Here is a 16,185-nt window from a genome sequence, read left to right as displayed (position 1 = left end):
CTTTATCACAGAATCGCTCGTGGTACTCCCAGCTATCATTCAATGCATCTGCTAAGGCGGTACTCGGAGTAGTCTCTCCTTGCATCACAAGGGAAATAATAAAATATGTTTTTCCACCGGTGCAATAGTTAACCCACATGTCTGTTGCGCTTTCTTTATCCAACTCCGCTAACGCCGTGCGAAGAACCTCTAAACATTCATCACGAGGTATTCGACGGTGAATTGCTTGAATTAATTCAACAAGTGCATACTCGGCTTCACTGTTTGTGGTAGAGCACTGACGCATTAGTGATACAGGGAACTTCGCTAAACTATCCATCGCATCTTGGTCACGGACAATGGCTGCGCAAAAAAAGGCTTTTTGCCAATCTGCCCCAGATAAAAATCCACCTTCCCACAACATCCCTTTGCCGTTGTAGGTGGCATCTAATATATCGTCAATCACAACGCGCTGCTCTTTTTCAGGCTCTCGACCCAGCCTAAAAATTGCCTCACCGGCTTTTGCAGCTAGCTTTAATGCTTTGATTGATTTTTGCTTGTTTTCTTCGGTTAAGTCAAACGACCACCATTGGCAGATTTTGATTGCACTGCCAAAAAAACTTATTAAATTATCTCTTTTAATGTGCAATTTTTGACTTACTCTGTTATATCTTCTTTCAAAACGTTCGATATCATATTCAAGCGCTGTAGCTTCATAATCACGTATTATGTTTATCATGGTTATTCCTTTAAATTAAATCTGTTTGGTTAAATATTTAGGGTGCTGTGGTAAAACTACAAATAGTCGCCATCAATATAAAACTGCGGAATAAAGTCTGATTGCACGTTTAATTCGTTACCAAGGTCTTTTGCCATGCACGTTAAACCTAGCAAGACAATTGGCATATAAAAATCAGTTTGTTGGTAACCTTTATCTAAGAATCGCTCATGGTACTCCCAGCTATCATTCAATGCATTTGCAAATGCCGTACTCGGAGTGACCTCTCCATCCATCATAAAGGCAAGCACAAAATTTGTTTTTCCGCCAACACCATAGCTTACCCAAGGATCTGTTTTACCCTCTAATTTCAACATGTCTAGCGCTTTGATTAAAGCAGCTACGCCTTCATCATTTTCTACTCGGCGATGAATAGCCTGGATTAATTCAACCAGCGCGTACTCGGCTTCACTGTTTGTGGTAGAGCACTGGCGCATTACAGATACAGGGAACTTCGCTAAACTATCCATCGCTGCTTGGTCACGGACAATTGCCGCACAAAAAAAGGCTTCTTGCCAACTAACGGCATCCAAAAAACCACCTTCCCACAACATACCTTTGCCGTTGTAGGTGGCATCTAATATATCGTCAATCACAATATGCTGCTCTTTTTCAGGCTCTCGCCCCAGCCTAAAAATTGCCTCACCTGCTTTTGCCGCAAGCTTTAGTGCGGTTATGGATTTTTGCTTGTTTTCGTCCGTTAAATCGAACGACCACCATTGGCAGATTGTGATTGCATTGCTTAATAAAGAAACTAAGTTATCTCTACGTACACTCATGAATTTTATATTTTTATTATAAGTACTTTCAAAACGATCAACAATTCTATTTAGCCCCAGGGGCTTATACTCACGTACGATGTTTGTCATGTTTATTCCTTTAAAATTATAAAATATCAAAGCGTTTTACTTTAATAGTCGCGCGTTTTTATAGTATCAAACTTGTTATTCTAAATTAATACTAATGTATCAATTGGAGTTTATTACTATTTAACCTTTAGCTTGTAATTTATCATTCGCGATTTATATTCGTATACCTATTTTGTTAGATTAACTTAGGGTTAGCTCTATTTTTTGTTTTATGTTTAATTAGGCTGATAAGGGCAGAGTTATTTTATTACTTAAATGCATTACTTGTTGCTAATAAACATGCTTTGTATTCAACCTTTGTCTGCTCTTTTTTATACCGATAAACCTTAAACACCCGTCAATTTTGAATATTTAAGGTACAAACCCTGTTATGAACTAGTCTTGAAAGCTGTTTTTTGGTATAACTCCCCCATTAGTAACACATGTCATACCACTTTAAGAGAACATACTATGTCTTACGCACATATCACTGGTTGGGGTAAATGCATTCCACCAGCAAGCATTAGCAACGATGAAATTAGCGAAATAGTAAATACTAACGACGAGTGGATAACCTCGCGTACCGGCATTAAATCTCGTCGAGTGAGCCATGTAAGTACAGCCGAACTTGCCACCGTTGCCGCTAAGCATGCTATTGCATGCGCAGGCGTTGACCCTAAAGATATTGATTTGGTGATATTAGCAACCTGTACACCCTCTACCGTTGTGGCAAATACAGCCTCACAAGTGCAAAAAAACATTGGCGCAACAGGCGCAGCAGCAATGGATGTAAACGCTGCATGTTCGGGTTTTTTATATGCGTTGCAAGCTGCTACGGCACAAATTCAAGCGGGTATGATCAAAAAAGCAGTGGTAATTGCTGCCGAACGCATGACCTGGTACGTAAACTGGGCACGTCGCGATAGCGCTGTTTTATTTGGTGATGGTGCAGGTGCAGTCGTACTTGAAGCTGCAGACACGCCAGCAGGTTTACTTGCAAGTAAAACCGGTTGCGACAGTGAAGATCGCGATATTTTGCACATTACTAACTTTGGTAGCGATTTAAATAAGTATGAGCCAATTGGTCCTTCTGATTTATTGTTTGAAGGTCGTGAAATTTTCAAACGTGCAGTAAAAGGCATGAGCGAAGCGTGCGACGATGTACTTAAACAAGCCGATTTGAGCCTTGATGATATTAATGTACTTGTGCCGCATCAGGCTAACTTACGTATTATTCAGGCTATTCAACATCGTTTAAAAGTACCTGACGAAAAGGTAATGGTTAACATTGGTGAATATGGTAATACCTCTGCGGCAACAATTGCTATTGCGTTATGTGAAGCGGTTGAGCAAGGGTTAATTAAACCGCATTCAAACATTATGTCTGCTGCATTTGGTGCAGGTCTTACGTGGGCTGCAAGTTACATAAAATGGGGCGAACGTGTAACGCCTATTAGTGTAAGTGATGCAGCGTTACCCTCGTGTGATAAAACAGGTTTAGAGCTTGTTGCACCAGCGGTTAAAGCATGTAAAGAAGCAGAGCCAAGCTAAGCTTAATAATTTATAAGCACAAATAAAACGCACTTAATAAGTGCGTTTTTGCTTTTAGGGAATTGAATTTGAAACTTTTAGGTATTCATCACACTGCTATTATTTGCAGTAACTATGCACGTTCTAAACATTTTTATAGCAATGTACTTAAACTTAACGTTATTAATGAGCATTTTAGGGCAGAACGTAATTCTTATAAATTAGATTTAGTTATGCCCGATGGCAGCCAAATTGAGTTGTTTTCGTTTGATGATGCACCAGCAAGACCAAGCTATCCTGAAGCCCAAGGATTAAGGCATTTAGCGTTTAAAGTAGCTAATATACAGAGTGCAAAAGCATATTTAGAGTCGTGTAATGTAAACGTTGAGGATATTAGGGTAGATGAAATAACCGGAAAAAAGTTTACCTTTTTTGCCGATCCAGACAATTTACCACTTGAGCTATACGAGGTTTAAAGTTCATAAGCTCAAGTGTTTGCTATTGATTAAAAAACTTACTTATTAAAACGATTTTGTAGGTAAGTAAACACTGCACGAATACCTAATGCTTCGCCGCCTGTTGGGCGACCAGGTAAAGCACGTAAGTTCCATGCCATTACATCAAAATGTACCCATGGTGTTGTTGGTTCAACAAATTCTTTTAAGTAAAGCGCCGCAGTAATAGCACCACCAAACGGTGTGCTTGCACAGTTTGCCATATCGGCTACATCACTTTTTAATAAGCTTTTGTATTGCTCAAACAACGGAAGTTGCCAAACAGGGTCGTGTACACTTAAACCTGAATCAATAATACCGTTCGCTACGTCGCGCTCTGTTGAGAAAAAGCCCGGAAGTTCAGTGCCTAGCGCAACACGACATGCACCCGTAAGGGTCGCAAAATCAATAATAAGTTCAGGATTATCGTTTTGTGCTTCACTTAGCGCATCACATAATACTAAACGGCCTTCCGCGTCGGTATTATCAATTTCGACCATAATCCCTTTGCGTGTTTTAATTACATCACCTGGGCGAAATGCATTACGCGATACGGCGTTTTCAACTGCAGGTACAAGCACGCGTAATCTAATTGGCAAATTAGCTGCCATAATAAGTTGTGCTAGTGCAATAACATGCGCGGCGCCGCCCATGTCTTTTTTCATGTTACGCATACCAGAGCTTGGTTTTAAATCAAGTCCGCCTGAGTCAAAACATACGCCCTTGCCTACTAGCGTAATTAATGGAGCGTCTGCTGCGCCCCATTTTAAATCAAGTAAACGTGGTTTGTTTTCACTTGCACGACCTACCATATGAATAGTGGGGTAGTTTTGCTCTAGTAACTCATCACCAATCCACTGCGAAAATTCACCGTTGTAAGTTGCCGCTAAATCTTCCATCACTTGTGATAAGTGTTGCGGCATCATATCAACCGCAGGCGTGTTAACTAAATCACGCGCAAGTGTAATTGCATCTGCTTGTTGGCTAATGCGTTCAAACAACGCTTTATCGCTAATTGCTAATTGCGCTTTTGCTGTTGGCTTTTCTTTGTATTCACTAAACTCGTAACCACCAAGCACAAACCCTAGCGCAACTTGCTCTACAAAAGCGCTGTCGCCTTGAATTTGATAACTACCATCCGGAAGTGTATTTGCTAAATTACCTGCTGCCCAAAAATCATCGCTACTTTGCATTAAGCAAAATACTTGGCTTAGCTCACCTGTTGTAGCATCCGGAATTAGCGCTAATCCTTGCTTTTCAAAGCCTGTGTTGTTTAACCAGTTTTGTATAAATGCAGGTTGCTGAGTTTGCCAGTCGGATAATTCGTTTTTTAAAATAAATGATAAAGGAATACCAGAAGAAGTATGACGAAGTAATGCACTCATTAAATAGCTCGTATAATATAAAAATGGTACCTAGGAGCATATCAATAAGCACACTTAAAAGGTATCGCTAATTTAGAGAGATTTTAGGTTACTTTTGCAGCGGTTTTTTGTGAGTTTGCTTTTGATTTTCTTGCGCTATTTCTTTATCAATGTCTTTAATTGACTTATTCATGCTAAACGAGCTTGGCAGCACGTCAACCCCAGCTAAACGCCCTAATTTAACAACTAAGGGTATGGTAAGCGGAGCAAAGGGTAAAACTGCAAATACGCCTAGTCCTAATCCTTTTAAAATATCAACAAACTGCTCGTTTGCTCTTTTTAGCTCTGCCTTATTAGTTTGCCCTTGCGTGTAGCGTCTATAAATAGACAGCATTTCTATGGTTTCTTTTTTTTCTTGCGCTAGGGCAATTTTAAGCGCCACCATAGCACGACGAAAACGCAGCTGTTGGCGCTTTTTACTAATTTTAACGACCCGCCATGGTGCACGGTGAATAACTTTATATAATTGCATAACTTGCATTTTCACACACAGAGCTTAGTTAACAAAGAATAATTTACTTGCTAGTGCAGTTACTTTACTCTTTGCACCAATTTAGTACTTATAAACGATTTAACATGCAACCAACACCAAACGCTATAATAACTAAACCAGAGCGCCCTAACTCTGATGAATGTTGTGGCGGAGGTAGCTGCTCACCCTGTGTATGGGACGAATACAAACAAAAATTAGCGTTATGGAAAACAACACAACTACCCTCTAAAACACTCAATGAAAATACAAAATAGCAACATTTAAAACCTAATTTTTGCATTAAATGACCTCCCTGCATTCATTTTGCACTTATTTTGTTCAATTATGCCAAGCCAACGCACCATTGTTGCACTTTTGTTTCACTTACACCTTTTTGTTACCAAATAGTTAATTAACGATTGCTCTCCTTGTTTTTTATGTATAGGCTGTAAATAGGAACTCACAAAAAGTAAGCTTAATTGATTAGGCATTTTGAAGAAGCAACAATTATTTTTTCAATACTTACGTGAAAAGTTTACTAAATTTAAAATAAGCGATATGTAAATATAACGTCGCAACATAAAAATTATTCTAACTGGGGAAAATTAGGATGAAACTTAAAAATAGAGCGCTAAATCAAGCAATTAAATTTGCTTTAGCTACAACCACTGTAGGGTTGTTTATTTCAGGTTCTGCTATTGCAGCAGATGAGCAAGCACAAGTTAAAGTTAATAAAAACTTAGAAAAAATTGCCGTAGTAGGCACGCGTTCGGCTCCTCGTTCAATTGGTGATTCACCGGTTCCTATTGATATTATTGGCGGCGAAGAATTAGAACGCTCGGGCAACACCGACATGCTTGAGCTATTAAAAGGTGCGGTTCCTTCGTTTAACGTTCACCAAAACCCTATTAGCGATGCGGCTTCTCTTGTTCGCCCAGCTAACTTACGTGGTTTACCATCAGACAGCACATTGGTTCTTTTAAACGGCAAACGTCGTCACCGTGCATCTGTAATCGCATTTTTAGGCGGTGGTATTAACGATGGTGCACAGGGCTCTGACATTTCGGTTATTCCTAGTATTGCTATTAAACAAGTAGAAGTACTTCGTGATGGTGCTGCTGCACAATACGGTTCTGATGCGATTGCGGGTGTAATGAACTTTCAATTAAAAGACGCATCTGAAGGCGGTAAATTAGAAGTTCGCCACGGCCAATTTTACGAAGGTGACGGCGACACGACACAAGTTTCGGGTAACGTGGGTTTACCATTTACCGACAATGGTTTTGCTAACTTAAGTTTTCAATATAAAACAGCCGATGCAACAAGCCGCTCAGTTCAACGTCAAGATGCTGCAGACTTAATTACTGCGGGTGTACCTGATGTATCTTCGCTTGCACAAGTTTGGGGCGCGCCAGAAGTAGATGACGACATTACTATTTTTGGTAATGTAGGCTTGGAGCTAACAAACGATTCTGAATTTTACATGTTTGGTAACTATTCTGAACGTGATGTACGTGGTGGCTTTTACTACCGTAACCCGCAAACCCGTTCAGGTGTTTACTCAAACGATGGCGGCGAAACGTTGCTAGTAGCAGATTTAACACCAGACATGAGTGCTAACTGCCCTACTATTGCAATTGATGCCAATGTGTTAGACAACCCAGACTATATTAGCGGTGTTGCTAACAACCCTGATTGTTTTGCATTTAACGAAGTATTACCGGGTGGCTTTACACCTAACTTTGGTGGCAACATAACTGATACCTCTTTAACAATCGGTACTAAGGGTATGTTCACCGATGGCTTTATGAAAGATGTTTATTATGATTTAAGCGGAAGTGTTGGTTTAAATGAATCTCGTTACTTCATTTACAATACTGTTAATGCTTCTTTAGGTCTTGATACACCGAGAGACTTTAGCCCTGGTAAATACAGCCAATTAGAAAAAAACTTTAATTTAGACCTTTCAAAAGGCATTGATTTTGGTTTAGCGTATGATGTAAATGTAGCCGGTGGCTTAGAGTGGCACGAAGAAACCTTTACTATTACCGCAGGAGACGAGGAGTCTTACACAGCGGGCCCACTAACTGATCAAGGCTTTGGTATTGGCTCAAATGGTTTTCCTGGATTTAAACCATCACAAGCAGGTGAGTTTTCTCGTCGTAACTATGCCGCTTACGTAGACATTGAAGCCCCGTTTACTGAAGACTTTTTAGTTGGCTTAGCACTTCGTTTTGAAGACTACGATAGCTTTGGTACCACAACTAACTACAAAGTAATGGCGCAATACCATTTAACAGAAGATTTAAATATTCGTGGCTCTGTAAGCAGCGGTTTCCGTGCTCCTACAGTTGGTCAAGCTAATGTAAGTAACGTACAAACAAGCCTAGACAGCGGCGTACTACAAGATTCGGCACTGCTTCCGCCAACTAACCCAATTGCAATTCAGTTAGGTGGTACAGAGCTTGAACCTGAAGAATCACAAAGCTTTACACTCGGTGCTGTATACACAATCGGCGAGTTATTCTTAACACTTGATTACTACAATATTCAAGTAGATGACCGTATTAGCCAATCAGATAAAATTAACTTAAGCCAAGCTGATAAAGATACCCTTACTGCTGCAGGAGTACCTAATGTACAGGGTCTTGCACAGGTAAGCTTTTTCACTAACGACTTTGATACAACAACACAAGGTATTGATTTAGTTGCAAACTATACAGCTGAACTAATGGGCGGAAGCTCAACATTTAGCCTTGCATATAACTGGAATGACACTGAAGTAACTCAATTTAGTGAAATTACAGGTGCATTTAAAGTTAAGCGCTTAGAAGAAGATTTACCTAATCACCGTGCTACTTTTACACTGTCTCAACAGTGGGAAGATATTTCGGCATTTACTCGCTTAAACTACTACGGTGAATACCAAGGTGTTCACGTTGACTACGATGCAACCGCTAAAACAGCAGATGCTGCTGTAACAGTTGATGCAGAGGTTACGTACTTCTTAAATGAATCTGTTAGCTTCTCAGTTGGTGCTCAAAACATATTTGACCAAGATGCAGAAAAACTTGATTTTGCAGATACTGCTGGTGTGCCAAACAATAACTGGGGTGGACAATTCTACGAAACATCTCCGTTTGGTATTAATGGTGGTTTTTACTACGCTAAAGCAACGTATACTTTTTAAACTTTTTTCATGATACCCCAAGGCGAAATGTTAAAGACATTTCGCCTTTTTAGTTTTATAGTTAATAAAAAACAATAATGTACAATACCAATTGCATTGAATAAGTGTTCTATTATAGCGCTCAGAAAATAGCGTAATAACAAGGCGGAAACTATGATATATAGTTGCTCTATATGAATAACTTTTAACGCAGTGAGTACGCTATTTAATGCGATAGAATGATTATTTTTTTAATAAAATTGGTATAAATATGTTACTCACTAAAGCCAACCAACTACTTGACCAAAACAAACTCAAAGAAGCAGAGTTTCATTATAAAACACTCTTAAAAAGTAGCCCTGAAAATGGCGATGCACTATTTGGTTTAGGTAGAATTGCACTAAGGCTAGAGCGCTTTGATGCTGCTGTTTATTTACTGCAAAAAGCATGCGAACAATTACCTAAAATGCTTGAGCCATTGCATGCATTAGCTGATGCGTTTAACGGCGTAAACTCCCCTAAAGACGCACTTACTGTACTTGAGTATGCAAAAAGCCTAGCCATTAATAACCCCGAGCCTCACTACTACTTAGCGCAGCATTATTTAACATACGGCGATTTAAACAAAGCACACACTACATTTGCACATGCGCTGAGCATGGGGCTTTACCCCGTTACGGCTTATATTTTATTTGAATTAGTTCAATTAGGGCGTTTTAATAAAGAACATAACTACGTAAGTAACTTGCACCACTTTTTAACTCAAACAAATAATCTACGATTAAAAATGGTGTGTTATTACGCTTTAGCAAAGAGTTATGATGCGCTTGAGGATACTGATCAAGCATTTAACTATTTTGTATTAGCAAATAAGCTACAAAGAAAGCTGAGTGACTTTAATACCGATGATTTAGCTATTTTTTACGATGAAATAATTAAATGTAATAGCAATATACTTATTAGCTCTGCCGACAAACAATTTACAGGTAATGTAACCCCTGTTTTTATAGTTGGTATGCCTAGAAGTGGTTCTACATTACTTGAACAAATGCTCGCTAATCACAGTCAATTTAGCAGCATAGGTGAAAGCACGAGTATAAGTAACAATGTGGCTGCTTTTTTAGAGCAAAAAACGGGCTTTGCGTATCCACAATGCTTAAACCATTTAACACATGAACTCGTTGTTCAAGCCCGCGAAATTTACATAACCACGTTAAAAACCGCTACGCCTATTAAACCGTTTATTATTAATAAACTGCCAAGTAATTATCAGTCTATTGGGCTTATACATATATTATTTCCGAATGCGAAGTTTATAAATTTGACCCGCGACTTTAACGCTACAGCGTTTTCTGTTTTTAGTAATTACTTTGCTGAAAACGAACCTTACTTTTGCTCACTTGTTGAATTTAAGCAATATCATGCTTTATATGAAAAGCTCATGATTCACTGGCAAACAATACCAGCACTGTCTATTTACAACATAAACTACGAAGAATTAGTAACGAACCCAGTAGAGCAACTTACATCACTCCTGCAATTTTTAGGCTGTAACTTTGAAGAAAGCTCATTAGCATTTTATAAACGTAACGCCCCCGTAAATACATTAAGTAAACACGCTATTCGCAAACCAATAAACAACACCGCTATTGTAAAATGGGAGCGCTATAAAACGCCTTTACTAAAATTATTTGATGAAAGCTAAATGGCAGGATGGTCGTTAAACCAATTAAGTAAATCTTTAAATTGATCATCCCGCGCACTTGGATGGGTAAGCATATTAATATGATCGTAATCAAAACTATGCCCGTGTTTACGACCATAAATTCGCATTTGTTGTATTCCGGGTCCTGATTCATCCATAAATTTTTGTATATCGATTGGTTGCGCTAACGCTTTATCTTTTACTGCGGCTATATGTAACGTAGGTGGTAAATGCATGTTTTTGAGTGCTTGTGCATAATTAAAGCCGTCATCTGAGTCTACCCATGGACTTTTTTTAGCCCACTGCATACTTTGAAAATGCGATTTTTTGGTTTCATTATCACTCCCCCACTTTAAACGTTTTGCGGGTAAATAACCGTGTTTTTTAGCAAGTAAAGGCGCCATAAAATACCAAATCAAATTGGCTTGCACTAACTTTTTAGGATGATTATTAAACAATGAACGCTTGGTACCAAAATATGCACACGCTTTTACATCGTTAATATAATGAGGGAACCGAGCAAACGCGCTGTTCATAAGTACACCGCCCCACGAATGCGCTACCCAATAGTCAGGCTTTTTACCTTCGAGTAATTCTATTTGATTAATAAAAGCGGGAATATCTTCTAAAATAGATTCGGTTTGTCCATATTGTGATTCACTTGAAATAACAGGTTTGCTATCACCTCGGCCGCGTAAGTCAGCAACGTAACAACGATAACCGTGTTCAGCTAAAAAAGGCGCTAACCCTTTATTGCTGTGGGTATAAAAAATTTTACCGTTTTCAATCGCCCCATGCATAAAAAAAACAACAGGACCTTGTTTATTATCATCAGCTATACGGCGTAAATGAAGAGTTTGCTGAGGATTTAAATCAATTATTATTGACTGCTGAGAAATGCCCACGGTGATTCCTTTTTATTATTATAAACTCATCCTACCAGTAATTTTAGATATACCAAAGGAAATGTCTGCACTTTACCCACCCGCATTTGTTACACTTACGCCATTGTATCTGTTGTTAAAATGAAACCATGAAAGAAAATACTACACGCTCAAAGTTACACCCAAGAAACCAGCATAAAAATGGTTACGATTTCAATCTACTAACAACAGAACACCCTGCTCTGCTGCCTTTTATGATTACAACCCCTGCGGGAACACAAAGCATTGATTTTAGCGATAACAAAGCTGTAAGAACACTCAATCAGGCTCTTTTAAAAGCCCATTACAATGTGGACTTTTGGGATATTCCTGAGCACAACTTATGCCCTCCAATTCCTGGAAGAGTAGATTACATACACTATTTAGCTGATTTGTTGAGCGACGATAATCAACAAAATATTCCTCTTGGTAAGCAAATTAAAGTATTGGATATAGGCACTGGCGCTAACTTAGTATATCCGCTTACAGGAATGCATGAATATAAATGGCATTTTACGGGTACCGATATTGATGCTGCATCAATAAAAATAGCGAAACAAATTGCGCAATTTAATGGTTTAAAAATAACCTTAAAACACCAAAAAAATGCTGCATCTATTTTTAACGGCATTGTAAATCAAAAAGAGTTATATCATTTAACTTTATGTAACCCTCCGTTTCATGCAAGCGCTGAAGAAGCATCTAAAGGCAGCGAACGAAAGTGGAAAAACTTAGGTAAAGCCCCGAGTAACGCCCTTAATTTTGGCGGTCATAATAATGAGTTATGGTGTGATGGCGGTGAAGTTAAATTTATCTCTAATATGATTAAAGAAAGCGAAAACTTTGCTGAGCAAGTTATGTGGTTTACTTCTTTGGTGTCTAAAAAAGATAACATTGCAGCACTAGAAGAGGTATTAAAAGCTCACCCAATAGCACAATATAAAATAGTTGATATGGCACAAGGTCAAAAAATTAGCCGCTTTATTGCATGGAGCTATTTTGATAAAGACACTCGCGAACAAATTTGTAGCGAGCTGGCTTAAGTTATAAAAAGGATAAGGCAATCATGATAGATTTTCGATCTGATACAGTAACAAAACCCTCTAAAAAAATGCGCGATATTATGCACAACGCACCTGTTGGTGACGATGTATATGGCGATGATGAAAGCGTTAACCAGCTAGAAGCTTATGCGTGTGAGCGTTTTAATTTTGAAGCCGCACTTTATTGCAGCTCAGGTACACAAGCGAACTTACTTGCGTTAATGGCGCATTGTGAACGAGGTGACGAATACATTTGTGGCCAAAATGCCCATAACTATAAGTTTGAGGGTGGCGGCGCAGCCGTTTTAGGCTCTGTTCAACCACAACCTATCGAAAATGAAGCAGACGGTAGCATCCCCTTCAGTAAAATAGCTGCAGCGATAAAACCAGACGATTGCCATTTTGCTAAAACCCGATTGCTTAGTTTAGAAAATACGATTGGCGGCAAAGTACTCCCTCTTGAATACTTAGCCCAAGCACGCAATTTTGTTAATACACATAATTTAGCACTGCACTTAGATGGCGCACGTGCATTTAATGCTGCTGTTGAGTTAAAGGTTGATATAACTGACATTACAAAACACTTTGATTCAGTTTCTATTTGTTTATCTAAAGGCTTAGGTGCACCCGTTGGCTCTTTATTATTAGGCTCACAAACCCTTATTGATAAAGCAAGACGCTGGAGAAAAGTACTTGGCGGCGGTATGCGTCAAGCTGGAATGCTTGCAGCTGCTGGGCAGTACGCACTTGAGCATAATGTAAATCGCTTGAGTGATGATCATGCAAATGCGCGATATCTTGCTCAAAAATTAAGTGCGCTAAGTGGTTTTACTGTTGATATGAGTAATACAACTAATATGGTTTACACAACTTTTGAAAGTAGCATAAACATAGAAGGGATTGCTGAAGCACTTAAAAGCCAAGGAATATTATTTAGCCCAAGTAAACAACTCAGGCTAGTAACGCACTTAGATATTACGCGCGAAAATATTGATACATTTATAAATGCTTTATCGACCCATATTTAAAGCGGCTTTATAATGTTTGCGGCATACCGAAACATATCGGTCATTGCCGCCAATTTCTACTTGGTTACCATCGGCTATTGCTTCACCGTTTTCATCTGTACGCAGTACGTGGTTAGCTTTACGGCCACAATGGCATACCGTTTTAAGCTCAACTAACTTATCAGCCCATGCAAGTAAGTATTGCGATCCTACAAATAACTCGCCTCTAAAGTCGTTACGCAAGCCATAACATAATACCGGTATACCTAATTCATCAACCACGTCGGTTAATTGCATTACTTGTTCTTTTGATAAAAATTGGCATTCATCAACTAACACGCAATGGCGTTTTTTATCACTGTTAAGCGATTGAATAAGATCAAAAACATCTTTACTAGCATCAAATACGTGCGCGTCAGCTTGTAAGCCTATACGAGACGATACTTTACCCACGCCTTGTCTGTCATCAATGGCTGCGGTAAGGATAACAGGTTCCATTCCACGTTCTTTATAATTAAATGCTGATTGTAATAACGTAGTTGATTTACCCGCATTCATTGCAGAGTAGTAAAAGTATAATTGAGCCATTGGGGTGCCATTTAATAAAAAGTGCGCTAATGCTACCCTAATATTAAATTAATACCAATTTGCATAGTTAATTTGCCAATAATATTTATTTATTAAACACTAAGGCGCGTTGAACTTTGGGTTATTCCTAGGACGATTGATTCTTTGTTTTATACATTAATCTAGATAAGGGGCATAAGCAGGACGCGGAAGCTTTGCTCGGTTTTTACTTATTCCTACATGGTTCTAAGGCCGTAGAGTAACCCAGAAGCAGTTATCAAGCCCACTAGATTACAAACCTTGCGTCGTGATTAAATCGCCCCTAGATTGAACAAATTTCAATCCACAAAGGTCACACTCTTTAGTGGCGAGTGATGAATTTACATTAATCCTTCGTGCTCCAATAACCAACGTTTTCTATCAAGTCCACCCGCATAACCCGTTAACTTTGCATTTGCACCAATGATTCTATGGCACGGTACAATTATGCTAATCGGGTTTTTACCGTTAGCAGCACCGACTGCTCTTACTGCTTTTGGGTTATTTAAAGCATTAGCAATATAACCATATGTTTGAGATTGACCAAAAGGCACCGTTAGCAATGCTTCCCACACACTTTGTTGAAATGGCGTACCTTTGGTATCAAGTGGTACGTTAAAAGTGGTTCGTTCTTTATTAAAATACTCGTTTAATTGCGCAGCACAGATAAGTATTGCTTTGTTAGTAACCTTACTGAAAGGAGTATTTGTATGCTCGGTTGGTGGATAAAATCCAACGTAACTTACGCCTATGTCACTAGCCTGAATAATTATATCGTCTATTGGGCTTGGTATTTTTGTTTGAATTATCATTACAATTGCTGCCAAAGTTGAAACGTTAAATAAGAGCGAAAAGGTGCACAGTTAACTGCATCAAAAGGAGTGGCAGCCGCCTGTGCTTTTTTAATCCCTAAGTCACCATCTAGTAAAATATCTGGCTGACTTTGGCCTCGCAGTTTAGCGTAATTTACGGTCCAAGGACCAATTCCTTTTAAGCTTAGCCATTCGTCTAAATCATCTGTATTAGGATTTAAACTACAATATTGAGCAAGGTTATGCAGTGCATTTTTACGTGCTTGTGGCATTTTAAAAAAACCAAAATCACTATTAGCAACTATCTCTGCCTCCGGAAAATAAATAGCGTTATCATGCTGCTCACCAAGCACATCTACAAGTTTGGTAACTAAATTATGAGCGGCTGTAACACTGACTTGCTGACCCAGCACGGCTCTAATTCCTGCTTCAAAACTTGACCAAATACCAGGTAACCTTAAACCTTCTGTTACATTAAAAGCACCATTTATATTATGTTTAATGTGCGTTTCAATTAAATTAATGTCTGCATCTAAATCAAGCACGCGCCGTATATTATTAATAATAGGCTGTAAGTAAAGCGTATTACTTATGCTTATCTCAACACTAAAATGATTTTTATCTCTTATAAATTTTGCATTAAAATAACCCTTGCAGTTTTTGTCTGAAAACGTGCGCCCGTAACTTGTATCACTTATCCACTCCATGGGCTTAATAAGTCGCTTAGCTAAAAATCCTTGCAAGGCAGCCCAATTATAAGGGGGTCTAAATGGCAAAATTAGTGTGATTGTAGAAGTTGGTGTTTTATCACTATTACGTATTTTTGAGGGTGCTATATTTAACTGCTGTAAAAATGCATCATTAAAACGCCGAATGCTTTTAAAGCCAGCTGCAAACGCTATTTCGGTAAGGGGTAAGTTTGTTTCTTGTAGTAGCTTTTTTGCAAAATGACATTGATTGAATAACCTGTATTGCGTGATCGACACGCCAAAAAACTGCTTAAATAAACGCCTTAAGTAACGGCTGCTTATACCTAATCTTGAAGCTAAATTTTCGCAGTCGTGTTCATCATTTTGATCTATTAACTGTTTTGCTCTAAGTGCAGTAGTTTTTGTCCCCTGCCATGCTGCACTGCCTGGGGCACTATCGGGCCGGCAACGAATGCAAGGTCTAAAGCCATCTTGCGCCGCGTTATGAGCAAATTGATAATAAGCAACGTTTTTTTCGTGAGCCGTTGGTGCTGGGCAAATAGGCCTGCAATAAATGCCGGTACTTTTTACCGCTACGTAAAAAAGCCCGTCAAAGCGAGGATCGCGACTCTGACGTGCTTTTTGCCAATGTGAAGTGTCCATAAACGGCTCTATAAGTTAACCTAATAAAGCCTAGCTTATACAA

15 protein-coding genes are annotated in these 16,185 nt (G+C 38.9%); 7 read left to right on the top strand and 8 right to left on the bottom strand.

Annotation, left to right across the window (positions count from 1 at the left end):
• A partial coding sequence (locus tag I6F65_RS00815) for an immunity 49 family protein (protein WP_197111058.1) occupies window positions 1-718 on the bottom strand: 718 nt, incomplete at its 3' end.
• Between the two features lie 56 nt (window positions 719-774).
• Entirely contained in the window at window positions 775-1,626 is an 852-nt protein-coding gene (locus I6F65_RS00810; protein ID WP_197111056.1) for an immunity 49 family protein, read from the bottom strand.
• A 450-nt stretch (window positions 1,627-2,076) separates the two neighbouring features.
• Between I6F65_RS00810 and I6F65_RS00805 the strand changes: the two genes are divergently transcribed.
• On the top strand, window positions 2,077-3,156 hold the full coding sequence (locus I6F65_RS00805; protein ID WP_197111054.1) for a ketoacyl-ACP synthase III: 1,080 nt from the start codon (window positions 2,077-2,079) through the stop codon (window positions 3,154-3,156).
• A gap of 68 nt (window positions 3,157-3,224) precedes the next feature.
• Complete coding sequence (locus tag I6F65_RS00800) at window positions 3,225-3,611, top strand: VOC family protein (RefSeq protein WP_166109267.1); 387 nt, start codon at window positions 3,225-3,227, stop codon at window positions 3,609-3,611.
• A 38-nt stretch (window positions 3,612-3,649) separates the two neighbouring features.
• Here I6F65_RS00800 and I6F65_RS00795 read toward each other — a convergent pair whose 3' ends face one another.
• On the bottom strand, window positions 3,650-5,014 hold the full coding sequence (locus tag I6F65_RS00795) for a M17 family metallopeptidase (RefSeq protein WP_197111052.1): 1,365 nt from the start codon (window positions 5,012-5,014) through the stop codon (window positions 3,650-3,652).
• A gap of 88 nt (window positions 5,015-5,102) precedes the next feature.
• The gene (locus tag I6F65_RS00790) at window positions 5,103-5,525 is read right to left on the bottom strand and encodes a hypothetical protein (protein WP_024610376.1); all 423 of its coding nucleotides are present in this window, start codon (window positions 5,523-5,525) and stop codon (window positions 5,103-5,105) included.
• Window positions 5,526-5,629: 104 nt separating this feature from the next.
• Here I6F65_RS00790 and I6F65_RS00785 point away from each other — a divergent pair, with 104 nt between their 5' ends.
• The 3 genes from I6F65_RS00785 to I6F65_RS00775 all read left to right on the top strand — a co-directional run bounded on the left by I6F65_RS00785 (window position 5,630) and on the right by I6F65_RS00775 (window position 10,399).
• The gene (locus I6F65_RS00785; protein WP_076917042.1) at window positions 5,630-5,800 is read left to right on the top strand and encodes an oxidoreductase-like domain-containing protein; all 171 of its coding nucleotides are present in this window, start codon (window positions 5,630-5,632) and stop codon (window positions 5,798-5,800) included.
• A 335-nt stretch (window positions 5,801-6,135) separates the two neighbouring features.
• Entirely contained in the window at window positions 6,136-8,715 is a 2,580-nt protein-coding gene (locus I6F65_RS00780) for a TonB-dependent siderophore receptor (RefSeq protein WP_197111050.1), read from the top strand.
• A gap of 250 nt (window positions 8,716-8,965) precedes the next feature.
• On the top strand, window positions 8,966-10,399 hold the full coding sequence (locus tag I6F65_RS00775; protein ID WP_197111048.1) for a sulfotransferase: 1,434 nt from the start codon (window positions 8,966-8,968) through the stop codon (window positions 10,397-10,399).
• Here I6F65_RS00775 and I6F65_RS00770 read toward each other — a convergent pair.
• Window positions 10,396-11,304, bottom strand: coding sequence for an alpha/beta fold hydrolase (locus I6F65_RS00770; RefSeq protein ID WP_197111047.1), 909 nt, complete (start codon window positions 11,302-11,304; stop codon window positions 10,396-10,398). The two genes, I6F65_RS00775 and I6F65_RS00770, sit on opposite strands and share 4 nt — an antisense overlap.
• A 128-nt stretch (window positions 11,305-11,432) precedes the next feature.
• Between I6F65_RS00770 and rlmF the strand changes: the two genes are divergently transcribed.
• Both rlmF and ltaE read left to right on the top strand, forming a co-directional pair.
• Complete coding sequence (rlmF, locus tag I6F65_RS00765) at window positions 11,433-12,365, top strand: 23S rRNA (adenine(1618)-N(6))-methyltransferase RlmF (protein ID WP_024610381.1); 933 nt, start codon at window positions 11,433-11,435, stop codon at window positions 12,363-12,365.
• A 23-nt stretch (window positions 12,366-12,388) separates the two neighbouring features.
• Window positions 12,389-13,393 (top strand): low-specificity L-threonine aldolase, encoded by a 1,005-nt coding sequence (gene ltaE / locus I6F65_RS00760; RefSeq protein WP_197111045.1) that lies wholly within the window; start codon window positions 12,389-12,391, stop codon window positions 13,391-13,393.
• Here the strand turns inward: ltaE and I6F65_RS00755 are convergent.
• The 3 genes from I6F65_RS00755 to I6F65_RS00745 form a co-directional block, all read right to left on the bottom strand.
• Window positions 13,376-13,960 (bottom strand): thymidine kinase, encoded by a 585-nt coding sequence (locus I6F65_RS00755; RefSeq protein WP_024610383.1) that lies wholly within the window; start codon window positions 13,958-13,960, stop codon window positions 13,376-13,378. The genes ltaE and I6F65_RS00755 overlap by 18 nt on opposite strands.
• Before the next feature lie 359 nt (window positions 13,961-14,319).
• A complete protein-coding gene (locus I6F65_RS00750) occupies window positions 14,320-14,790 on the bottom strand; it encodes a methylated-DNA--[protein]-cysteine S-methyltransferase (RefSeq protein ID WP_024610384.1) in 471 nt (156 codons plus the stop codon).
• A complete protein-coding gene (locus I6F65_RS00745; RefSeq protein WP_197111043.1) occupies window positions 14,790-16,142 on the bottom strand; it encodes a DNA-3-methyladenine glycosylase 2 family protein in 1,353 nt (450 codons plus the stop codon). Before I6F65_RS00745 ends, I6F65_RS00750 begins: the two co-directional genes overlap by 1 nt.
• Window positions 16,143-16,185 lie beyond the last annotated feature (43 nt).

Origin of the sequence: Pseudoalteromonas sp. SWXJZ94C, assembly GCF_015864385.1 — a bacterium.
GTDB lineage: Bacteria > Pseudomonadota > Gammaproteobacteria > Enterobacterales > Alteromonadaceae > Pseudoalteromonas.
The sequence above is the reverse complement of the archived record's forward strand: the minus strand, read 5'-3'. Positions and strand labels throughout refer to the sequence as shown.